The sequence below is a fragment of the Gemmatimonadaceae bacterium genome (genome assembly GCA_019637445.1).
Taxonomy (GTDB): Bacteria; Gemmatimonadota; Gemmatimonadetes; order Gemmatimonadales; family Gemmatimonadaceae; genus Pseudogemmatithrix.
Genome location: JAHBVS010000001.1, coordinates 1,637,868 through 1,660,711, shown reverse-complemented (window position 1 = coordinate 1,660,711; position 22,844 = coordinate 1,637,868). Strand labels below are relative to the sequence as shown.

The following is a 22,844-nucleotide window of genomic DNA, read 5'->3' as shown; positions in this document are numbered from 1 at the left end:
CCCTGTCCATCCCAACAATGCGTCCCGCCCTCCGGTCCGTGGCCCTGCTTGCCGCGGCCCTGTTCGCCCTCCCCGTCCAGTCGGTCGACTCCCAGACCGGCAACGGCACCGAAATCATCGTTGGGCGTGTGCTCGACACCGAAGGAAAGCCCGTTGAGGGGGCACGCGTCGAAGCGACTTCTATAGAAACGCAGACGACGCGCGGTCGCACGACGAACGACAAGGGTCAGTTCACGATCCTCTTTCCCGATGGTTCGGGGCAGTATCGGGTCGTCGCGAGGGCGATTGGCTACGCCCCGGCGACCCAAGTCGTCATCCGGCAATCCGATGAGGATCGCCTCGAGGTCACGCTTCGCCTCCAACGCTCGGCGCAGACACTGCAGCAGTACGTGGTCACCGCCAACCGCGGGCCGCTGCAAAGCAATGCCGACCGACCGACGCCCGGCACGCAGGAGCGCGTGCTCACCGGCGAGCAACTGTATCGGCTGCCAGTGGACGCCACCGATCCCACGGCGCTCGCGGGACTGTCCGCCGGCGTCGTCACGCTCAGTGGCACCGATTCCAGCGCCTCCGCATTCTCCGTGGCCGGCCAGCGCGTCGACCAGAACCAGATTACGCTCGACGGGCTCTCGTTCGGCACGGGCTCGGTCCCCCAGGAAGCCGTGCGCGCGAGTCGCGTGGTGACTTCCACGTATGACGTCGCGCGTGGCCAGTTCACCGGCGGCCAGGTCGCCAGCACCACGCGCAGCGGCACTAACGAGATCCAGGGCTCACTCGGCTACGATCTCCGCACGCCGGAGATGCAGTTCTATGACGAGGAGGCCATCCAGTTCGGGCAGCCGTACACGCAGAACCAGTACTCGTTCGGACTTGGCGGCCCCCTCAAGAAGAACAAGATCTTCTGGTTCGGCTCGGCGCAGTTCCGCGCGCGATCGGACGGCTTGCAGAGCCTGCTTTCCGCCAACGAGGTGATGTTCCAGCGTTTTGGCGTCGCGCCGGACTCGGCGCAGCGATTCCTTGACCTCGTCACGGGCTACGGCCTGCCGCCGCGCGTGGACGGCGTGCCGTCGCGGCGCCTCTCGGAGAACCTCTCCACGCTGGGCCGCCTCGACTGGGTGTTGAGCGACAAGCACACCCTGACGATGCGCGCCGACTGGCGCTTTGGCGTGCAGGACGGCCAACGCATCTCCGCGCTCAGCGTGCCGCACTCGGGCGGTGACCTCAACTCGCTCGGTGGCGGCGTGCTCACGTCGTTGATCTCGCAGTTCGACAACGGTGTGATCAACGAGTTCCGCATCTACGGCGCCCTCGACACGCGGGACACGCGACCCTACCTGCTGACGCCTGCGGGGCGTGTGCAGGTGGTGAGCGACTTCGACGACGGATCGCGCAGCGTCTCGGCACTGAGCTTCGGCGGCAACGGTGCGCTTCCACAGGACATCGAGAACGACCAGCTCGAGGCCACCAACGAGCTGTCGTACATCTCGCAGGACGGCCGGCATCGCGTGAAGCTCGGCACGATGCTCAACGTGAGCCGCTACAACCAGGACTTCGCGACGAACCGCAACGGCACCTTCCTCTACAACTCGTTGGAGGACCTGGAGAACAACACGCCGTCGCAGTTCTCGCGCACCTTGGCCCCGTCCGAGCGCAACGGCGGGATCTGGAACGGTGCCGTGTATCTGGGCGACACCTGGCGGAAGTCGCGCGCCTTCCAGCTGACCTACGGACTGCGGCTGGAACACACCTCGTATTCCGGCGAGCCACGCTACAACCCCGACGTCGAAGCACGATTCGGCCGACGCACGGATGTCTTCCCCAGTGAGACGCACGCGAGCCCGCGCGTTGGCTTCACGTGGACGCTGGGCATTCCGGAGCAAGCGGCAAACGGGCAGGGCGCGCGTCCGGGCGGCGCCGGCGGTTTTGGCGGAGGCGGTGGCGCTGGTGGTGGTGGCGCACGCGGCGGTGGCGGTGGCGGACCGATGGGCGGCATGGGAGGTGGCGGTGCTCGTGGCGGCGGCGCAGGCGGCCCCTTCGCCGGTCTCGCGACAACGATCATCCGCGGTGGCATCGGCGAGTTCCGCGGCCGCGCGCCCAGCGGGCTGCTCACCGGCGCCGTGGATGCCACGGGCCTGCCGGGCGCCGAGACGCAGTTGCTCTGTGTCGGCGATGCGGTGCCCACGCCCGATTGGGCGCTCTACGCCGCGAACCCCGCGGCCGTACCGACTGCCTGCGCCGACGGTGGCGGCGGCACCACACCGTTCACCAACCAGCGGCCGAACGTCACGACCTTCGACTCCGACTTCGGCGCGCCACGCTCCTGGCGCGCATCGCTCGGCGTGCAGCGTCGGCTCTTCGAGCGCCTGAACGTCTCGTTGGACCTCGGCTACGCCCTGGGCATGGACCTGTATGGGGTGCGTGATCTCAACCTTGTGGCCACACCGCAGTTCACGCTCGCCAACGAAGGCAACCGTCCGGTCTATGTGGTGCCGGGCGCAATCGTGCCGAGCACCGGCGTGGTGAACAGCCTGGGCTCGCGTCGTGAGGCGACCTATGGTTCCGTGTACGCCGTGGGCTCCGGGCTTCGGTCGGACACGCGTCAGGTCACGCTCGGGATCAACGGCTTCCTGCGCAACGGCGTGCTGCTCTCGGCGAACTACACGTACGCGCGCAGCCGCGACCAGTCGTCGTTCTCCTGCTGCTCGGCGCAGCAGGCCTTCGCATCCCCGACGACGTCCGGGAATCCGAACGACACACCCTGGGGCACCAGCGACCTTGAGCGCCGGCACGTGATCGTCACCACGGCGACGATGCCCCTGCATCCGTCGGTGGAGTTCACGATGATTGGTCGCGCGACCTCGGGCCAGCCGTTCACGCCACGTGTCGGCAACGACATCAACGGCGACGGCTCGCGCAATGACCGCGCCTATGTCTTCAATCCTGCGACCGCGTCGGATCCTGCGCTCGCAGCGGGAATGCAGTCCGTGCTCGACAACGCCAGCCCGCGAGTGCGCGAGTGCCTTGAGTCGCAGTTCGATCAGGTCGCCGGCCGCAACAGCTGCCGCGCGCCGTGGTTCCCGTCGCTCGACTTCCGGCTCAACTACCGGCCCGACCGCCTCGGACTCAAGCGCAACCTGATGATCTCGCTGCAGCTGGTGAATCCGCTGGCCGGACTCGACCGACTGCTCAATGGCAACGACCAGAAGGGCTGGGGCCAGCCGCGGCGCGTGGACCCGAACCTGTTGTATGTGACCGGCTTCGACTCCGTCGCGCTCACGTATCGCTACACGGTCAACGAACGCTTCGGTGACGCGACCGGATCGGGGAGCGGCGGGCGTGGCGTGGGCCAGCAGCTCAATCCCTTCCAGGTCGCGCTGCAGGCGCGCTACACCATCGGGCCGGACCGCATGCGCCAGGCGATGCTCGCCGCGCAGAACTCGGCGCGCGGCGGTGGCGCAGGCGGCGCCGCGGGCGGCAACCCGATGGCCAACGCTGGCGCGCTGATGCGTCGCATGGCCGCGAACCCGTTCCAGCAGGTGCTCGCCCTGCGTGACACGCTGGCGTTGGACAGCGCACAGGTGCAGCGGCTGACCGCCGAGCAGGAAGCCTACGAGGGTCGCGTCAACACCTTGGCGACCGCCGTGCAGGAGCGCGCGGCGCGGATCGGCAACAACGCCGATCCGCAGGCCGTGCTGCAACTGATGCGTCAGCCGCTGGAGGACATCCAGAAGCTGCGCGGCGAATCCCTCAAGACACTCGAGTCCCTGCTCTCCCCGGAGCAGTGGGCGCGCGTGCCGGCCCGCATCAAGGCGATGCAACCCGGAATGCCGGGCGCTCCCCGTAGGTAAGCCAACGCCAGAGATACTCGAGCGGACCGAAGCGGAAGTGACGGAGCCAGATCGGACTGGTGATCAGCTGGAACAGCCAGATGGAGCCGACCACGTAGTAGAGCTGGTGCCGGCTCAGCTCGCCGTAGAGCCCGAAGCCGAAGCCGTAGAACACGATCGCGCAGATGATTGAGTGCGAGATGTAGTTCGTGAACGCCATCCGCCCCACGGCCGCCAGGCTGCGCTGTAGCCAGGGCAGGATGCCGCTCTTGCAGAAGAGCATGATGCTGCCGAGGTGCCCGACAGTCATCAGCAGGCGGCCGAGGTCGTAGGTGACGCCCGCGCGCCGGAAGGCGATCAATCCGAACTCGCCGTCGAGGATGGTGCGCAGCTCCCAATAGTTCACGGCGAGACCGCCGACGTAGCCCACCAGCATCAGCAGCGCGTAGGTGGACGCAGGCTTGCCACCCGTAATGATGCCGAGCCGCAGCAGCGCGATGCCCAGCAGCATGATGGAGAAGATGTCGAAGAAGTAGCGGTACAGTCCCCACGACTGCCAGCGCGTGAGGCTTGGCGCCTGATGCTTCAGGATCCCCCAGTACCCGCCGTGGTAGACCTCCAGCTCCTTGGCGATCTTCGCCGAGTCGGGCGAGTGGTTCTTGAGCATCCCCTCCCACTTCTTGATTGCGTCGCTCTGTTGCGTGCTGAGCGTGTCCCCTTCGGCAAGCGTCTGCTTCACCGAGTCCGCGGCGACGTAGGCACGGTGCGCGTCGATCGGACCTTTGGCATCAATCAAGTTCCATCCGGCGTTGAACAGCAGCCCACCGAGCGCGATCCCAATCATCGTGCGCGGCGTGGCATTGCGGAGACCGTAGACGAAGACCGCCGTCGCACCGTAGAAGAACAGGATCTCACCCGTCCACAGCAGCAGAAAGCCGTGGACAATCCCGAACACCACGAGCCACAGCGTTCGGCGGAAGAACAGGTCCTGTGCGTGTGGGCGCGTGGACTTGTCGAGTGAGGCCGTCATGATGGCGATGCCCGCGCCGTAGAGCAGCGAGAAGAGGCCGCGTTGCGTGCCCTCGAAGCCCATCTCGGTGATGATCCAGGCCCAGAGATCGGCGCCGGTGGACCCGCCAAAGTTCGCCGGGTTTGAGTACGCGAAGGGCATCCCGAACATCGTGATGTTCATCAGGAGGATGCCGAACAGGGCGATGCCGCGCGCGACGTCGAGCGCGGTGATGCGCACCTCGACCTGCGTCGGACCAGCGGTGGTACCGGCTTCCATCGGACTCTCGGGGGTGGGGGGATGCCAGAACCTGCGACCGCCGGTCCCGTTGTCAACGGCGCGTCGGCTCGCGCAGTACGTTCCGGCACCCCCTCCCACTGCGCTCGACGTGCTGCCCACTCGATCCCGCCTTCCAATCCTGCGCGCCCTCGTGCTGCTGTTGCTTGTCGGCGCGCTCATCGTGCTGGTGAGTGCGGACACGCTGCACGACGCCGTCATTGGCGTGCTGGAGGCCTCGCGCGGCATTATCGCGGCGCATCCGGTGGCCGGCCCGGCGGTCTTCCTGGCCCTCGCGGCGCTCTCGGCGATGGCCGGATTCGTCTCGAGCGCGGTGCTGGTTCCCGCCGCCGTGTTTGCCTGGGGCGCCGTCCCGACCATGGCCATGCTCTGGGTCGGCTGGATGCTCGGCGGCGTCTTTGCGCATCAGCTCGCGACGCACTTCGGGCGACCCATCCTCCGCTGGCTGGTGCCGGATCGCAGTCTTGGACGCTACGAGCGATTGCTCGACCGGCAGCCGCGGTTCAGCAGCGTGCTGCTCTTCCAACTCGCGTTGCCCTCGGAGATTCCGGGTTACTTGCTGGGACTCGTGCGCTATCCCGTGCTTCGTTACCTCGGCGCGATGGCGATCGCCGAGCTGCCCTACGCCGTCGGCACCGTGTTGCTTGGCGTCGGCTTCGTGGAGCGTGACACGACCACGCTCGTCGCCGTGAGCGTGACGGGAATCGTGATGCTCATCGTGTTGGCGCGCGTGCTGCAGCGGCTTCGGCGCGCATAGCCGCCCGCTCAAGCGCAGACCTCGCCCGACACGTGCGCCACTCGCGCACCGCTCTCGCCACTCGCGCCACTCGCGCGCCGTGCCTAGGTCAAAGACGGGTGCTTGAGGTGATGCCCTGATGCCTGTTGGTACGCCTGTGCGACCCGGAGCATCGCCTCCTCGCCGAAGAGCTTTCCGAGGAAGGTGATCGACACCGGCGTCCCGTCCGTCTCACGGAAGCCGTGCGGCAGGATAACCGCCGGGTGTCCCGTCAGGTTCGTTGCCAGCAACTGAGACGAGCTCGTCGGTGCGACGATGACATCGATATCGCGCATCAAGCGATCCCAGTCCTGCATCGCCAGCGTGCGCACACGGTTGGCATTGATGTAGTCCGCCGCGGGAATGAGATGCGCGCGCCGGAACAACGTGGGCCAGGCGTTCGGCGTCTGCTGCGCCATCTCGTGCACCTTGCCACTGCGCGTAAACTCGTCGAAGGCCGCCGCCGCCTCGCAGTCGAGGATGATGCGCATCGCGTCGTACGCAGCCTCCGGAACCTCCACGGGCACGAGCTCCACGCCGAGACCGCGCAGTGCTTCAAGCGCGGCCGTATCGAACGCGCCAATGCCGCCGCGCGCAGCGCTCGCGTCGAATGCGCTCTTCACAAATGCGACGCGAAGGCCGCGGATGCCGGCGTTGCCGTCCCAATTGAACGGCGCCGCGTGTGTCGTGAGATCGCGACCGTCGGGGCCGTGGATCGCCGCGAGCACCAAGGCGCAGTCCTCTACGGAACGCGTGATGGGGCCCAGCTTGTCCATCGACCAACTCAACGCCATCGCGCCCGTGCGGGGCACGCGGCCAAAGGTCGGGCGCAGGCCGGTGGCGCCGCATCGCGTGCTCGGCGACGAGATCGAACCCAGCGTCTCCGAGCCGATCGCAAAGCCGACGCAGCCGGCAGCGGTGGCGGACGCCGAGCCGGCGGACGAGCCGCTGGATCCCTGATCGAGCTTCCAAGGGTTGCGCGTCATCCCACCGTACCAGCGATCGCCCATCGCCAACTCGCCGAGCGTCAGCTTTGCAATCAGCACAGCGCCCGCGGCATCCAGTCGCTGGACAACTGTTGCGTCCTCGGCGAATTGCTGCTCGCGAAATGGCGGCGTGCCCCAGGTCGTCGGCGCACCCCGCACCGCCAGCAGGTCCTTCGCACCCCAGGGGATGCCGTGCAGCGGGCCTCGGTAGTTGCCGCGCGCAATCTCCGCGTCGGCCGCACGCGCCTGCGCCATCGCGCGATCCTCGAGCAGCGTGGTGACGCAGAGCAACTGCGAGTCCAGTCGCTTGAGTCGCCCCAGGTACATCTGCGTGAGCTGAACGCTCGTCACTGCACGTCGCCGCAGCAGCTCGGCCAGCACCGTCACCGGCTCAAACGCCAAGTCCTCCAGGACTGCGGGTGCCCGACGCTCGGCTCGTCGCGAGACAACGATCGGTCGCTGCGGGCCACTCGGCAGCGCCTCAGGCCGCGGCAACGGGTTGAAGTGCAAGGCCGGCGCGGTGGAGTTCGCCAGCGGCACTTGATGCAGCGCCCGGATCTGCGCCGATTGCCGCCGCACGGCAGCGAGCATCTGCTCCCGTTCCTCGTCCGTGAAGGACAGGCCCGCCAGTTCCGCCGCGGCGGCGATGCCGGCTGCCGTGATCTCCTGCCCCTGCGACGCTTGCGCCCAGAGAATGCCGGGAAGGAGGGTCGACCCGACGCCGAGGGCCGAGAACTGACCCAGAAAGGCCCGGCGGGCCGCGGAAAGCGGTGAGGACATGGCTACCACACTGTGACGGAGTGAGAGCCGGGAATGTGTCGCGTTTCGATGCAAAGCGCGATATTCGTACAATGCGCTCCTTGCCGATTCTTCCGATCCGCATCGCGGCGGCAGTGATGCTCGCTGCCCTGCCCGTCAGCGTGGCAAGCCAGGCCGCAGCGCCGCAGGTCGTCACGCGACAGGACCTCGCCGACGCCTACCAGCTTGTCGACAGCTTGGTCTCCGTCCGACCGATACCTGCTGCCCGTCGCAGCGACTGGAACCAGCGCTTCGATCGCACGACGCTCGCGTTCCTCAGCGGCGACCTCGGACGGACGCTGCGTGAGATGCACGGATTGGTCGCCGAGATGATTGGCGACACGGCGGCTGCGGGCCCCACTCGCCAGGTGCTGCCACTACGCATCGAACCCGGCCAGCGCATCCTCGTGACGGGTCGTGACCGCGCGCTCGAGGTCTCGGCGACCGTCCGCTACCTAGTGCCGGGTACGGCCCGTGTGCCGCGCGAACTCACCGTGCGCGTGCGTGACTCCCAGGGCGCCGTCCTGATTCGAGGTACGCTTGTCGTCCCGGCCGCGTTCGGTCCGGGTGCCGCAGCTACGATTACGCTCGACGCCGCACCGATCATCAATGGTGCCGGCCGCTACCGCCTGGAAGCGTCGATGGAAGGCACCACGCTCGCCATCGGCACCGACATCCACGTGCTGGGCGAGTCCGCGGACGACATTCGGGCTCGGCTGCTGCGCCAGATCGCCGCGCTTCCTGCAAGCGTCGACCCGCAGGACCGCGCCACCGTGCGCGCGCGCGCTGAGCTCATCACCGAGTCACCGAACAGCGCGCAGTCCGCACAGTTCCTGGCGAGCCCGACGGCGCTCGCGGCGGAGGTCGGTCGCGAGGTCGCGGCATTGGCTGCGGGCCGGAAGGCCTACGAGTTGCGCACCGGCGACTACTGGCGCGTGATTGGCGGGCCGAGCGGACCGATCCCCGCCCGACTCTTTGCGCCGCGCGCGGTGACGCTTGGTTCGGCGGTGCCGGTGGTCATCGCGCTCCACGGCGCCGGGGCGGACGAGAACATCTTTTTTGAAGGCTACGGCAACGGTCGCCTGCGCGCGCTCGCGGACTCCGTGGGGTTCATCCTGCTCACGCCGCAGACCACACCCTTTGGCGCCGACGCCGCGGCGCTCGACTCAGCACTTACTGCGCTCGAGCGCCTCTACGTGATCGACCGCAACGCGGTGTTCGTGATTGGCCACTCGATGGGCGGCGCCGCGGCGGTGAAGCTCGCCTCGGAACGACGCGCAGCGGTACGCGCGGCCGTGGTCGTTGCTGGCGTGGGTGCCGTGCCGGCGAACGGGCAGATGTCACCGACGCTGTTCATCGGCGCCGGTACCGACCTCGTGATCCCGCCGGCCAGGGTGCGCGCGGCGTACCAGCAGGCGGTCACCGCGGGAGCGCTCGCCGAGTATCAGGAGGCGGAGGGTTGGGGCCATACACTCGTTGTTGGCGCACGAATTGACGACGTGGTGCGTTGGCTCTTCAGTCGCTGAGCGTCGCGGCAACGCGCGCTCCCTTCGCTCCCAAAGTCAGCCCTCTCGATATGAAGCGCTCGTTCTCCATGCTCTTGCTGGTCGCGTTTGTTGGAAGTGTTGGATGCCGTGGCGCCGTCGCCGAGGCGCCTGCGCCAGACGCACTCACCGACGCCAACATCGCGGCCATCGTCGTCACCGCGAACACGGCGGACATCCTCTACGCCGACATGGCGCTGGCCAAGTCGCAGACACCGGCCGTGCGGCAGTTCGCACAGATGGTGAAGACCGATCACCAGTCGGTGAACGAGGCCGCCGGTGCGCTCGTCGCCCGACTCGGCGTGACACCGGTCATGAACACACTGGCGTTCGACCTGCGCGACGATGCGGAGACCAAGCGCCTGACCCTGCGCGACTTCGAGGGCATCGCCTTCGACAGCGCGTACGCGGCCAACGAAATCAGCTACCATCAGACGGTGCTCGACGCGATTGACCAAGCGCTGATCCCGGGCGCGCAGAACGCTGAGCTCAAGGCGCTGCTGGTGCAGGTGCGGCCAGCTGTAGCGGCTCACCTGGAGCACGCGCGTCACCTGTCAGCCCAAGTCGGCAGGCGCTGATCGTGCTCGCGCGGATGTTGCTTGTGGTCGTGGCCGGCGCCGCCTTCGCCGGTGCCACGGCGGCGCGCGACCCCGAGACGCACGTGGTGCGCATGCGCGGCAACTCCTTTGCGCCACGCACGTTGACCGTGACGCTGGGCGACACCGTGGCCTGGCTCAACGTCGACATCGTCCGGCACAACGCCGTGCGCTCCGAACTGTTCGACTCCGGCGACCTGCGGCCGGGCGAGCGCTTTGTCTGGGTCCCCAGCGATACCGGCACAGTCCGCTATGAGTGCACGATTCACTCGCGGATGCGCGGAAGCGTCCGGGTGAGGCCAGCTCAGTAAAGCATTGCAAGTCAACGAGTTATCTGCAACAGGGGGCGCCGACCGGCGCCCCCTTGTTCTTGTATCGTAGCCAAAACGTGGCACTGATTTTGCGATTTCTGCAATCACCACGGCCGTTCTGGTGATTTTGACCGTTGTTTTCTGCAGAATGTACTGTAGATTTTGCGTTTGCTGCACAAACCCACCGCCACCGCCGCCGACATGCCAGCCTCCGAAACGCCACGCGTCGCCGCGCTCCGCGCCATCGCCACGCGCCCCGCCATCCTGCCCGACGTCCCCACCGCCACCGACTCGGGCACGCCCACGTCCGCCTACTTCGGCGTCAACACCTTCGGCGCGCGCCAGATGCGCGACAAGCTCCCGAAGGACGTCTATGCCCGACTCGTCGAGTCCATCAAGCTCGGCAAGAAGCTCGATCGCGACATCGCGCCCGTCGTCGCACAGGTCGTGAAGGAGTGGGCCGTCTCGCGAGGCGTGACGCACTTCTGCCACTGGTTCCAGCCGCAGACCGGTCTCACCGCCGAGAAGCACGACGCCTTTCTCTCGTTCGACGAACACAAGAACGTCGTCGAGTCCTTCTCGGCCGAGCAGCTGATCCAGTCGGAGCCCGATGCCTCGTCGTTCCCGTCGGGCGGCCTGCGCGCGACCTGGGAAGCCCGCGGCTACACCGCGTGGAACCCGGCCTCGCCGCTCTTCATCATGGATGTCGCCGGCACCAAGACGATGTGCATCCCGTCGGTGTTCATCGGCTACAACGGCGAGGCGCTCGACGAGGTCACGCCGCTGCTGCGCTCCTCCGACGTGCTCTCCGAGCAGGCGATGGCGCTGCTCGAGACCATCGGCGACAAGGGCGCGAGCCGCGTCTACACGACGCTAGGCGCCGAGCAGGAGTACTTCATCATTGACCGCACGCACTTCGCGATGCGGCCAGACCTGGTGATGGGTGGCCGCACGCTCGTCGGCGCCCCACCGCCGCGTGGCCAGCAGCTCGAGGACCACTACTTCGGTGGCATCCCCGAGCGCGTGCAGGCCTGCATCGCCGAGGTGGAGTTCGAGCTCTACAAGCTCGGCGTGCCGATCGTCACGCGGCACAACGAGGTCGCGCCTTGCCAGTTCGAGATGGCACCGGTGTTCGAGGAGACGGACATCGCCACGGACCACAACCAGATGGTGATGTCGGTGCTGAAGGACGTCGCGCTCCGCCACGGCCTGCAGGCGCTCTTGCACGAGAAGCCCTTCGCCGGCATCAACGGTTCGGGCAAGCACTGCAACTGGTCGATGGCCATCCACGCGGACAACGCACTGAACGGCATCAACCTGCTCAAGCCGGGCAAGACGCCGCACCAGAACATCCGCTTCCTGCTCTTCCTCGCCGCGGTGCTCAAGGGTGTCTACAAGCACCAGGGCGTGCTGCGCGCCAGCATCGGCACCTCGGGCAACGAGCATCGCCTCGGCGCCAACGAGGCGCCGCCGGCCATCATCTCGGTCTTCATGGGCGCGACGCTCACGAACATGATCGAGGACATCATCGCCGGCCGCGCCGGAAGCTCCGCCGCGCAGGCGATGCTGAAGCTCGGCGTGGCCAAGCTGCCCGAGATCGAGCAGGACAACACGGACCGCAACCGGACGTCGCCGTTCGCATTCACGGGCGCGAAGTTCGAGTTCCGTGCGGTGGGATCCTCGCAGTCGATCGCCTTCCCTGCCACGGTGCTGAACACGGTGGTCGCCGAGGCGATCGGCGAGATCACTGCGGACCTCAAGGCCGAGCTCAAGAAGACCAAGTCCGTGGACGACGCCGCATTGAAGGTCGTGCGCGCCGCCTTCAAGGAGACCTCGGCCATCCGCTTCGAGGGCAACGGTTACAGCGAGGAGTGGGTGAAGGAGGCCAAGAAGCGCGGCCTGCTCAACCTGCGCCGCGCACCCGAGGCGCTCGCGCAGCTCGACACGCCGGCGGCGAAGAAGTTGTTCACGTCCACCGGCATCCTGACCAAGGCTGAGGTGGAGAGCCGCTTCCACATCCGGATGGAGCGCTACATCAAGGACGTGCTCATCGAGATGTACACGATGGCCGAGCTGGTGGACACGATGATCCTCCCAGCCGCCTATGACTACCTCGGCGCACTGGCCAACGGTGCGGCGCGGGCGAAGGAAGCGGGCATCAAGGCGATCCCGCAGAAGGCGGCCGCCGAGAAGACCGGCGCGTTGGTGGCCAAGCTGCAGGGCCAGTCCGAGGCGCTCAAGAAGGCGATCGCCAAGGCCGAGGGCATGCACGAGGATCTTGTGAAGGCCGCGATGTTCCTCACGACGACGGGCACGGATGCGATGGCGGCCTGCCGCGAGTCGTCGGATGCGCTGGAGCTGAGCATCGGCGACCAGTACTGGCCGTTGCCACGGTATCGGGAGATGCTGTTCCCGGTCTAACGGCTGACGAAGGATGAAGGTGGAAGGATGAAGGAAGGGGTGGGCCGGCATCGGCTCACCCCTTTCGCTTCGTCGCGGGCTTCTTGCGTGCGGCCGACTGCTCTCGCTGCGGTGGCGGCTTTGCACCGGCCTTCGTCCTTCGTCCTCCGTCCTTGGTCTTCTTCAAAAGCACCAGCTCCCAGGACTCCGCCACCAGCTGTTCGATCTCCTTCCACGGCGCCCGCTTGTCGAGCCGCACGCCGATCCAGCCCGCCTTTCCCACGTAGGGCGGCACGAAGTAGCGGTCGGGATTGTCGCGGACCATGAGCTGCTGGTTTCCCGCGGCCGCCTTGAGCGACACACTCGGCCGACCGCCAGAATGGATCACGTCGTCGGGCATCCCATAGATCGCGAAGATCTTTCCCTTGCGCCGATACGTGAACGTATCCCAGGCCGGCACCTCCGCACTGTCCGGCAGCGCGAGGCAGATGGTACGCAGGCGTGCGAGGGGGTCCGAGGCCATGCCTTACGTTAGCCCGGCGCAAGCGATTCCGCCCCTTCCGGCGTAGCTTCTGCGGACGATTTCTCCCACCCCGCTGCCGGAGCCCGTATGTCCCCGTTCCGCCCGAAGACTGTGCGCGCGCTGCTCCTCGCCGTCGCGCTCGGCCTTCCGTCGCTCGCTGCCACTCAGCAGCAGCCCATCGACCGCGAGTACACGGCGAAGATCCGTGAATACCTCCAAGACTCGCGCATCAGCACCGAACTCGTCGACCACCTGCCGGCCTCGGCAACGGTGCCCACGCCGCTCAAGTTCTTCGGGCGCATCGTCGGGACGCCTGGTGAGCTCACCTATGCCAAGGACATCCACCGCTACTACGAGGCGCTGGACGCTGCCTCCGACCGCGTGCGCACCTGGAAGATCGGCCAGACGGAGGAGGGGCGCGACATGGTCGTGCTCGCCGTCGCCGACGAGGCCACGATCCGCGACCTCGACCGCTACAAGGGCTACCTGAACGAACTCACCGATCCGCGTCGCACCTCCGAAGCTCGTGCGCGCGAGATCATCGCCATGGGCAAGCCGATCTACTGGGTGACCAGCGGCCTTCACTCCGGCGAGACCGGTGGCCCCGAGATGCTGATGGAGATGGCGTATCGCCTCGCCGTGTCCGACCAGCCGCTCATCAAGAACATCCGCGAGAACGCCATCGTGTTCATCACGCCCGTGCTCGAGGTGGACGGGCGCGAGCGCCAGGTGGACACCTACTACTTCAACAAGAAGCGCCCCGAGGGCGAGGCCCGGCTGCCCCTGATGTACTGGGGCAAGTACGTCGCGCACGACAACAACCGCGACGGCATGGGCCAGTTCCTCGCGCTCACGCGCAACACCAACCGTTTCTTCCTCGAGTGGAAGCCGCAGGTGATGCACGACCTGCACGAGTCAGTGTCCTACCTCTACACCTCCACCGGCACCGGCCCGTACAACGAGTGGCTGGATCCCATCACCGTGACCGAGTGGTGGACGATGGCGCAGGTGGACGTGATGGAGATGACCAAGCGCGGCGTGCCCGGCGTGTGGACCTACGGCTTCTACGATGGCTGGACGCCGAACTACCTGTTCTTCGCCGCCCACGCGCACAACTCGGTCGGCCGCTTCTATGAAGTGCAGCGCTACGGCCCGGACAACGTCGAGAACCTGCGCGTGCCCTCGAATACCACGAGCCGCGAGTGGTTCCGCCCGAACCCGCCGCTGCCCGAGATCAAGTGGGGCCCGCGCAACTCGGTGAACATCGGCCAGTCGGCGCTGCTGTTCTCGCTCGACCACTTCGCCAAGAACCGCCAGCTCTACCTCGAGAACTACTGGCTCAAGAACAAGCGCTCGGTCGAGAAGGGCCGCAGCGGCCCGACCTACGCCTGGGTCGTGCCCGCCGGCCAGCGTCGGCGCGCGGACGCGGTGGACGCCGTCAACGAACTCCAGCGCCAAGGGCTTGAGATCCACGTGGCCGACCAGGCCTTCACGGCCGGTAGCCTCCGCGTTGAGCGCGGCGACTACATCGTGCGCGCCGACCAGCCGTACCGTACGCTGGCCGACATGTACTTCTCCATCCAGAACTTCTCGCCCGCCAACCCGCGTCCTTACGACGACACAGGCTGGACCTTCCAGCTGATGCGCAATGTCGTCGTGCAGCCGGTCGCCGACTCGGCCGTGCTCACGCGCCGAATGACGCGCCTCACGCAGCCGGCCAAGGCCACGGGTGGCATCAGCGGCAACGGGCGTCACATCGTGGTGGACCATACCACGGACAACGCGCTGGTCACGATGCGTTATCGCCTGCGTGACGTGGCGATGCAGGCCGCCGAGGAGGAGTTCGAGGTCGGCGGTCGCAAGTTCCGCGCGGGCGCCTTCATCATCCCCGACGCAGATGCCGCCAAGGTCGGCCCGGTCCTCGGCGAGCTCGGCCTCACCGGTGTGGCGATGGCGTCGCTGCCGACAGTGAAGTCACACAACCTCGACATCCCGCGCATTGGCTACGTGCACGCCTGGCAGCGCACGCAGGACGAAGGCTGGGTCCGCGCCGCGCTCGATACCTACGGCGTGCCCTACGAGTACTTCGCCGACACGAAGCTCCGCGAAGGCAACCTGCGTTCGAAGTACGACGTGATCATCTATCCGCACGTCGGCGGCTCCGCACAGGCGCAGGTGAACGGCATCGCAATGACCGGCACGATGCCGCTGCCCTACCGGAAGACGGATGAGACGCCGAACCTTGGCGCCAACGACGCCGCCGACGACATCCGCGGCGGCATGAGCTACGAAGGCCTGCTCGAGCTCTACAACTTCGTGAAGGCCGGCGGCACGCTGATCGTCGAAGGCGCGACGTCGACCATCTTCCCTGAGTACAACCTCGTGTCTGGCATCACGGTCGAAGAGCCGGGGAACCTGTTCGCCCGCGGCTCGGTGTTCCGCGGCATGGTCTCCGACAAGCGCAGCCCGATCGCCTATGGCTTCAATGCGCAGGTGCCCGTGTACTTCAGCCAGGCGCCGGTGCTCAACGTGGGTGGCGGCGGCGGTGGCTTTGGCGGCTTCGGCGGTGGCGGCAACTCGCAGCAGCAGAACACGACGCCGATGGCCTCGCGCGTGACGGTCTCGACCTGGGACTGGAACGCGATCGAAGGAATGAACGCGCCGGCCGCCGAAGGTGCAGCGGCCACGCCGCGCGGTGGTGCGGGTCGCGGTGCCGCAGGCGCGGGTCGCCCGGCAGCCCGTGGCGGCGATGACGACGAGGAGGGTCCGGGTGGGAACGCCCGCAGCGCGCAGCGCGACACGCGCCCGCGTGCGATCCTCAGCTTCCCGTCGAACCCCAACGAGATGTTGCTCTCGGGCACGCTCGCCAACGGCCAGGCCCTGGCCAACCGCGCGCAGGTCGTCGACGCTCCGCTCGGCGACGGCCACGTCGTGATGTTCGCCATCCGTCCGTTCTGGCGCTGGCAGACCCACGGCACGTTCTTCCTTGGATTCAACGCCATCCTGCACTGGAACGATCTCGACGCCGGTCGCTGATCGGCGTAGCCAGCAAGAACGAAGAAGGCGCCCGGGCTCCTGCCCGGGCGCCTTCTTCGTTTGTCCCGCGACATCGACGCTACTTGTAGAACACCCCAATGCCGAAGAAGCAGGGCTCCGACTTGCAGGACGCCATCGTGACCTTGATGGTATACCGCGTCTCACCCTTGGACGAGAAGTTCACGATCGGCACGTCGTCGTCGAGGACATCCTCGGCCACCTTGCGATCACCGTCCATCACCGCGATGTCGAGGTCATCGCAGTCGTTGTCGCAGACGCCGATGATCCGGTAGGTCGAGTTGCCCGGCAGCGAGAAGGTCCAGCTATCGCTCGCGCCGCTGTTCATCCGCCCGATGATGTAGTTGCGCGTGTTGTAGCCGTCACCGTTCACCTGTTGGTAGGCGCGGTTGAGCTGGTTCCAGACGGTCTCGGCGTAGCTCTGGGCGCCCGCCTGCTGCGGGATGAGCAGGACGGCGAGCGCGGCCAAGGCGGCAAGCGACGATACGATGCGGCGGTGCATGGGGGCTCCTGGCAGGGAGGGGGTGGGGGGAAACTTGCTACGAGGCGTGGCGGCGCGCGTGCTCCCGCGCCGTCACCGAGTTGGAAGCGGTCCCGACGATGCGCCCTCGACAGCGCGCGGAGCCGCAGGCGCAGTCGAATGGCTCCGCACTATCGTCGAGGAAGTCCGCGTAGTCCAGTGTCAGCTCCTCACCGACCGGGATCGCGCGGCGCGCGACGACATTTAGCCCGTCATACGCCGTGTTGGGCTCGCAGGAATGGTTCTGCGGGGCCCATTCCTCGGGTTCACGGTCCCAGATGATGGAGACCTCGTCGCTTAGCGGATACGCGTAGCGATCGAACAGTGCGCGGTCCGAGGCGTTCCAGCGCTCGTCCACGTGCCGCCGCGTCACGATGCGCTGCGCGCGCTCCTCGCCGCGAAACACGATGTCGCCGGGCGCCAGCGCACGCGTAGCGACGATCCCATAGCCCGCGATGGAGTCGCCCCGCAGCACGTACGCGCGCCGACGGCGCGCGTGCCGCGCCCGGCCCTCAGCGATGATGCGCATCAGGAAGCCGGCCTGGCCCAACCCATCGAGCGCGAGGATGTGGTCCGCCGAGCCTTCCCATCCGCGTGGATAGAAGACCGAGCAGGTGAAGTTGACCTCGAGGAAGTACAGCGTGCCGGCGGCGTCCATGCGAAAGTCCATTCTCGCATATCCCGTGCCGTCGAAGCCGCGAAACACCGCCTCCGCCGCGGCACGCAGCGCATCGCGGACGGCGGGCTCGGTCACGCGGACGTTGGCGTCGGGATGCAACTCGCTTGTCTTCAGCGCGTAGCTCTTGAACCCGATGTCCGCCGGGAAGCGATACTCGATCGGCGCGAGCGCCGTGCCCTTGCCGGACTCGGTGGGGTCTCCGACCACCAGCACCGTGAACTCGCGACCCGCGATGTACTCCTCGATCAGCAACTCCGGATGCTCGGGCCGGACCCGCTCGACCTGCAGCAGTAGACCCTGTTCGTCCGCCACGCAGGAGTGCTCGTCGATGCCCAGGCTGTCGCCGGCCTTCGCGGGCTTCACGAAGAGCGGATAGCGGAGACCGGCGCGCCGCGTGGCCTGCGCCGCGTCATCACCGGCACCCAGCACGACGTGTCGCGGCGTCGCGATGCCCGCCGAGTGCGCGACGTACTTCATCACCGGCTTCGGTGGGTCGTAGAGCCGAGCCGATGCGCCCGTGTACGGCAGGTCCAGGGCCTCGAGTGCGTGGATGACGTCGATGGACGGCACGTCCCACTCGAGGTAGCCCTCGCAGAGGTTCACGAAGACGTCGAACCCCTGCCCGGCCAGTGCGCGCAGCTGCGCGTAGGTGCTCAGCTTGTGCAGCGACTCGTGGTGCACCTCGTGGCCGGGTGCGAGCGGGCGCAGGTCACGTGGAGGGTCGTAGTGGCGATAGTCCACCGTCGAGGTGGAGTAGTCCGGCTGCAGGACGCAGATCTTCAAGCGGCCTCGATGCGCCGCCGCTGTCCGCGCCGGGCGCGTGGGCCCGCCGCCGAAAGGATGGCCTGGACGGCGTGGGCAAACGGCCGCCGCGCGAAGCGGAGGATCGCGCCAATCGATGTGTAGTTCTCGTCTTCCGAGAGTCCGCACTGCGCGTTGACCTCAAGCACGGCCAAGGCGCCGGTGGTTGCGTCGCGTCGCAGGTCCACGCGACCGTAGCCACGCCCGCCGACTGCCGCGTACGCCGCCCAGCTCACCTCACGTAGCTCGGCGGCCTCCCGCCGATCCACTGGCGCGTACCGCCACAGGTCCTCGTCCTTCTCGCCCCCGACCGGTTCCTCGACCTCGTACATGCCCCAGAGGCGATCGAACGAGAGGAAACGCTCCTGCGCGCTCAGACGCTCGTTGAAGCGACGTTCGACGGGCGCGTACACGAGCCGACGCGAAGGCGCGTCGTGGTGCCCGACGACGAACGTCGTGTACTCACGGCCGCTCACGAATCGCTCGGCCAGGACGCCGTCCGTGGTGAGGTCCCATCCGTGATAGCCGTGCTGCAGCCGCTTCATCTGCGCGCGCAGTTCGTCGGTCGAGTGCACTACCGACTTCGTGGTGACGCCCATCGACCCCGCCGACACAGCGGGTTTGACAATCAGAGGCGCCCCGATGCGCTCGAACAACGACGCCGCGTTGCGTCCCTCCGGCTCGACGACGCCCCAGACGGCCGTCGGCACCGACGCCGCATCGAAGGCGCGCTTCATGTCGATCTTCGAGGTCGTGCCATCGAAGTAGGGCGCATCCGCACCGGTATAGCGAAGGCCGGCGGCTTCCAGGGCGTGAATGACCGAGAGCCCCGGCACACCGTTGCGTTCGTCGCCATCACAGAGATTGAAGACCGTGACGGGACGACGACGCGCGAGGCGGGCAAGACGCGCAATCACGGCGTCGCGATCATCAAGCGTGATGCGCTGCCAACGCCACTCGAGACCAAGCGAGGCAAAGGCGCGGCGAAACTCCGCGCGACTCTGCGAGAAGTCGCAGTACCAGGCGAGGTTCGGGTCGTCGGTCTCGAGATGCGGCACCAACACGCACACAAGCGCTTGCGCGTGTGCGGTGGGCTCGTCGGACTGCGACCCGGATCGCAGGACGGTACTCATCGCCGGAATACGAGGAGCATTCGCCGTTAATGATAGCGCAGCCAGTTCCGCGCGCCTACTACTGCGTCGCGAGTTGGGAGCGTCTCAGAGTACAGGGGAGAAGCTGAGCCCGGCGGCGCAGGGCTGGCCGATGCGCGATCTGCCGACGCGCTATCCGGCGACGCCCTTCCCGATCTCGATGCCCTTCCAGGCCCCACGCCGGAACCGCAACACGCTCAGCGCACCGCGCGTGAGATGACCCAGCACGATCGCGCGCCAAATGTCCACCGGCTCCAACGGTCCCTGCATCTGCAACACGGACAACAGCCCGAGCGGCACGACAATCTGCGAGATGATCGAGATGTACAGCGGCCCCTTGGTGTCACCCGTGCCCTGCAGCCCACCCGTGTAGGTCAGCGCCGTCGAGACAAACAGCCCAGACACAGCCAGCCAACCCATCAGTTCGGTCGCGATGGCGACGCTGACAGCATCCGTCATGCCGAACACCGCCAGCAGCGCCTCGGGCACGAGCAGGAACAGCGTGCCAACCACCACGGCGATCCCCACACCGTAGGTGGAGGCGATGCGCACCGCCTGCGCCACACGTTCCGGCTTCTGGGCCCCGAGGTTCTGGCCCGCCACCGCGGCGGCGGCCCCCATCAGACCCACCGAGGTCCAGGTCACCAGCGAGAACAGCTCCGTATATGCCACGGCATACGCCGCCTGCGCCTCGGCACTCTGCCGCAGCGACCCGATGAAGCGCAGCAGGAACACACCCGCCACGTTCATCGCAATCCCCTGCAGACCCGCCGGCAGACCGAAGCGGAAGAGCTCGCGGATCGTCGGCCAGTCCACGCGTCGCGACATCTCGCGTGGCCAGTGAATCACCAAGCGCCCGCTGAGCATCAACCAGAATCCGACAGCTCCCACCACGATGCCGGCAATCAAGGTGCCCATCGCCGCGCCCATCGTACCGTAGGCGGGAATCGGTCCGAGCCCGCGGATGAGGATCACGTTGCAGACGATGTTGAGCGCCGTCATCGCGGCACCGAGTCGCAACGGCGTCTGCGCGTCACCTGCCGCGCGCAGCGCGCCGCTCAACAGGAAGAACGACATCATGCCGATGTTGCCGAGGAACATCAGGCGCAGGTAGGGCAGCGCCTCGAGTTGCACCTCCGGCGCTGCCCGCACCAGGGCGAGGAGCGACGGCGCCAATAGCCAGCCCACCGGTGCGAGGATCGCCACCGCCAGCACGACCGTGGCGACCACCGCTTGGTACACGACGTGGTTCACCTTCGCGGGGTCGTTGGCGCCGGCGAAGCGCGCCACGAGCACCCCCATACCGGTGTACAGCGACATCACGAAGACCACGACCACAAGAAAGATCTGCAGCGACACACCGATGGCCGCGTTGCCCGTGTAGCCCACGTAGTGGCCGACCATGGCGTGGTCCACCACGCCCTGCAGGCCGCCAATCACGTTCCCCAGCACGGTCGGCCACGCCAGCTTCCAGACGGCAGCCGCAATCGGGCCTTCGACGATCGAGCGATCGAAGCTCTTGGGGGATTTTCCGGCGGCCATGGGGTCCCGCACGATGCCTGTCCGGCGACGCGGCAACAAGGGGTGGCCGGCCCGGGCGCCGCGCCGCACTTTCCCCACTCCCCCTTCGCGAGTCGCCGGTGCGCCTTCTTCCGCTCGCCTTCGCCGTCCTCTTGGTCGCAGCGCCTGCCCACGCGCAGCAGCGCGCGCTGCGTTGGCCGTCCATCGACATCACCGCCCACCTGGACGCCGACGGGCGACTGCGCGTCGAGGAACGGCAGACCATCCGGCTCTCGGGCAATTGGAACGGTCCGGAGCGCCGCTTCAGCGTGCCGTTCGGGCAGAAGCTTACGCTCACCGGCTTCACGCGCACGGATCCCAGCACGGGCAGCAGCACGCCGATGCGGCTCGGCGAGCTCGACGCCGTCAATGAATACCGGTGGATGGAGGGCCCGGTGCTGCGCTGGCGCAGTCGATTGCCGTCGGACCCGCCGCACCGCGACGACACGCTCATCTACACCATCGAGTTGCTCTACGAGCGCGTGCTGCAGCTGGATGACGACGGGGGATATGTCCTTGCCCACGACTTTGCCTTCGCCGACCGCAATGAGCCGATCGAGCACTTCACCGTCGCGCTGACGGTCGATCCCGCCTTCAGTACGCCGGCGGACTTCACGGGTCGCTATGAGGCGGGACCGCTGTCGCCGGGCCGTGGCTACGTGGTCCGTGTGCCGCTGACGGTGCGCGCCGGTCACCAACCGCGCTCCGTCGTGCGCGGTGCTTCGCCCCTTGCGCGACAGGCACTCGGCGGCGCGGTCGTCGCGATCTTCGTGCTCTTGCTGCTGCGATTGGTCGCGCTTGAACGACGGAACGGGCGATTCGCCGCGAGTCCGACGCGAGGGGAGATCACCCGCGAATGGCTCGACCGCGAGGTCTTCGCGTATCCGCCTGAAGTCGTTGGCACGGCCTGGGACGACTCAACGTCGGCGCCCGAAGTAGCGGCGACTATCGCGCGGCTGATCGCCGACGGCAAGATGCGCAGCGAGGTCAAGCAGGAGACGATGTGGATCTTCAAGCGCGATGACCTGCAGTTGGAGCTGCTGGTGCCACGCAAGGAGCTCTCCGCGCACGACCGCGTGCTCATCGATGCGCTGTTCTCGTCGGGCAGCAGTGTGACGAGTACGGCCAAGGTTCGCGAGCGCTACAAGAGCACTGGCTTCGATCCCGCCGCATTGATCACGCCGGGCATCAAGCAGCGGCTTGATGCCACCGTCGGGCTGGGCGGCACGGTGCCTGCGCCGCGTAAGCTGCCCACCTTCCTGCTCTTCGTGGCCGGCCTGGCGGTGATCGTCGCGGGCGTCGTACTACAGGTGACGGACGTCCTCGCCTTGGCCGGCGTCGCTGCCTGTATCGGCGTGTATGTGCTCATCGCGATCCAGGCCGCGTTCTGGCAACGGCGTGTCGAGCGTCCCGCACTACACCTCGCACTGCGGGTCGCGGGCCCGTTGCTCGCTGCGGGCCTCGCGTTCTCGGCGTTCCTGGCCGGCGAGTTCGCGCCCGTGAGCGCCGTCGGACTTCTGGGGCTCTCCATCGTCGCCTGTGCACTCGCGCTGAGCGTCACGAACATCGCCCGCGCACGCCAGGATCCCCGGCGGCTTGCCGTGCGCAAGCGGCTCGCTGCGGCGCGGCGTGTGTTCGCCGACGAGCTGCGGAAGCCGCAGCCGGCCTTGCTCGACTCCTGGTTCCCCTGGGTCCTCGCCTTCGGGCTCGGGCGCCAGGCGGATGTCTGGTTCAAGGCCTTTGGCGCTGCAGGCTCAGGACACAACTTCGGGCACCACACACACTCGGATTCCTTCGGCAGCGGCGGCCGCTCGGGCGCGGGAGGATGGAGCGGCTTTGGCGGTGGCGGCGGCTTCGCGGGTGCCGGATCCAGCGCTTCGTTCGCGGCCGCTATCGGCGGAATGGCGGCATCGGTGCCGAGCCCAAGTTCCTCAGGCTCGAGCGGAGGTGGAGGCGGAGGCGGCGGCGGAAGCTCAGGCGGGGGTGGCGGCGGCGGCTGGTAGCGCGGCCCGC

The 22,844-nt window shown here is 67.5% G+C and carries 15 protein-coding genes; 8 read left to right on the top strand and 7 right to left on the bottom strand.

Annotation, left to right across the window (positions count from 1 at the left end; all coding sequences use genetic code 11):
- Window positions 1-17: 17 nt before the first annotated feature.
- Complete coding sequence (locus KF709_07500; GenBank protein ID MBX3174242.1) at window positions 18-3,848, top strand: TonB-dependent receptor; 3,831 nt, start codon at window positions 18-20, stop codon at window positions 3,846-3,848.
- Here KF709_07500 and KF709_07495 read toward each other — a convergent pair.
- On the bottom strand, window positions 3,805-5,115 hold the full coding sequence (locus KF709_07495; GenBank protein MBX3174241.1) for a DUF418 domain-containing protein: 1,311 nt from the start codon (window positions 5,113-5,115) through the stop codon (window positions 3,805-3,807). The genes KF709_07500 and KF709_07495 overlap by 44 nt on opposite strands.
- Before the next feature lie 109 nt (window positions 5,116-5,224).
- Here KF709_07495 and KF709_07490 point away from each other — a divergent pair, with 109 nt between their 5' ends.
- On the top strand, window positions 5,225-5,890 hold the full coding sequence (locus KF709_07490; GenBank protein MBX3174240.1) for a VTT domain-containing protein: 666 nt from the start codon (window positions 5,225-5,227) through the stop codon (window positions 5,888-5,890).
- Between the two features lie 83 nt (window positions 5,891-5,973).
- On the opposite strand, the gene KF709_07485 is transcribed toward KF709_07490, so the two are convergent.
- Window positions 5,974-7,674, bottom strand: a complete 1,701-nt coding sequence (locus KF709_07485) for an amidase (protein MBX3174239.1) — start codon at window positions 7,672-7,674, stop codon at window positions 5,974-5,976.
- 71 nt (window positions 7,675-7,745) lie between these two features.
- Between KF709_07485 and KF709_07480 the strand changes: the two genes are divergently transcribed.
- From KF709_07480 to KF709_07465, 4 genes are all read left to right on the top strand, one after another.
- Window positions 7,746-9,218, top strand: coding sequence for a hypothetical protein (locus tag KF709_07480; protein ID MBX3174238.1), 1,473 nt, complete (start codon window positions 7,746-7,748; stop codon window positions 9,216-9,218).
- Between the two features lie 50 nt (window positions 9,219-9,268).
- Complete coding sequence (locus tag KF709_07475; protein ID MBX3174237.1) at window positions 9,269-9,814, top strand: DUF4142 domain-containing protein; 546 nt, start codon at window positions 9,269-9,271, stop codon at window positions 9,812-9,814.
- A gap of 2 nt (window positions 9,815-9,816) precedes the next feature.
- Entirely contained in the window at window positions 9,817-10,143 is a 327-nt protein-coding gene (locus tag KF709_07470; GenBank protein ID MBX3174236.1) for a hypothetical protein, read from the top strand.
- A gap of 201 nt (window positions 10,144-10,344) precedes the next feature.
- A complete protein-coding gene (locus tag KF709_07465; GenBank protein MBX3174235.1) occupies window positions 10,345-12,564 on the top strand; it encodes a glutamine synthetase III in 2,220 nt (739 codons plus the stop codon).
- 55 nt (window positions 12,565-12,619) lie between these two features.
- Here KF709_07465 and KF709_07460 read toward each other — a convergent pair whose 3' ends face one another.
- Window positions 12,620-13,066, bottom strand: coding sequence for an MmcQ/YjbR family DNA-binding protein (locus tag KF709_07460; protein ID MBX3174234.1), 447 nt, complete (start codon window positions 13,064-13,066; stop codon window positions 12,620-12,622).
- Window positions 13,067-13,153: 87 nt separating this feature from the next.
- Between KF709_07460 and KF709_07455 the strand changes: the two genes are divergently transcribed.
- On the top strand, window positions 13,154-16,102 hold the full coding sequence (locus KF709_07455; protein MBX3174233.1) for a hypothetical protein: 2,949 nt from the start codon (window positions 13,154-13,156) through the stop codon (window positions 16,100-16,102).
- Between the two features lie 79 nt (window positions 16,103-16,181).
- Here the strand turns inward: KF709_07455 and KF709_07450 are convergent, their stop codons facing one another.
- The 4 genes from KF709_07450 to KF709_07435 all read right to left on the bottom strand — a co-directional run bounded on the left by KF709_07450 (window position 16,182) and on the right by KF709_07435 (window position 20,825).
- A complete protein-coding gene (locus KF709_07450) occupies window positions 16,182-16,622 on the bottom strand; it encodes a hypothetical protein (protein ID MBX3174232.1) in 441 nt (146 codons plus the stop codon).
- A gap of 37 nt (window positions 16,623-16,659) precedes the next feature.
- On the bottom strand, window positions 16,660-18,102 hold the full coding sequence (locus tag KF709_07445) for an SET domain-containing protein-lysine N-methyltransferase (GenBank protein ID MBX3174231.1): 1,443 nt from the start codon (window positions 18,100-18,102) through the stop codon (window positions 16,660-16,662).
- Window positions 18,099-19,253, bottom strand: a complete 1,155-nt coding sequence (locus tag KF709_07440; GenBank protein MBX3174230.1) for a hypothetical protein — start codon at window positions 19,251-19,253, stop codon at window positions 18,099-18,101. The genes KF709_07445 and KF709_07440 overlap by 4 nt, the downstream gene beginning before the upstream one ends.
- Before the next feature lie 150 nt (window positions 19,254-19,403).
- Window positions 19,404-20,825 carry an MATE family efflux transporter gene (locus tag KF709_07435; protein MBX3174229.1) on the bottom strand — a complete coding sequence of 474 codons (1,422 nt, stop codon included), beginning with the start codon at window positions 20,823-20,825 and terminating at the stop codon, window positions 19,404-19,406.
- Window positions 20,826-20,911: 86 nt separating this feature from the next.
- Here KF709_07435 and KF709_07430 point away from each other — a divergent pair, with 86 nt between their 5' ends.
- Window positions 20,912-22,834: a DUF2207 domain-containing protein gene (locus KF709_07430; GenBank protein MBX3174228.1), complete on the top strand. Its 1,923-nt coding sequence runs from the start codon at window positions 20,912-20,914 to the stop codon at window positions 22,832-22,834.
- Window positions 22,835-22,844: the final 10 nt, after the last annotated feature.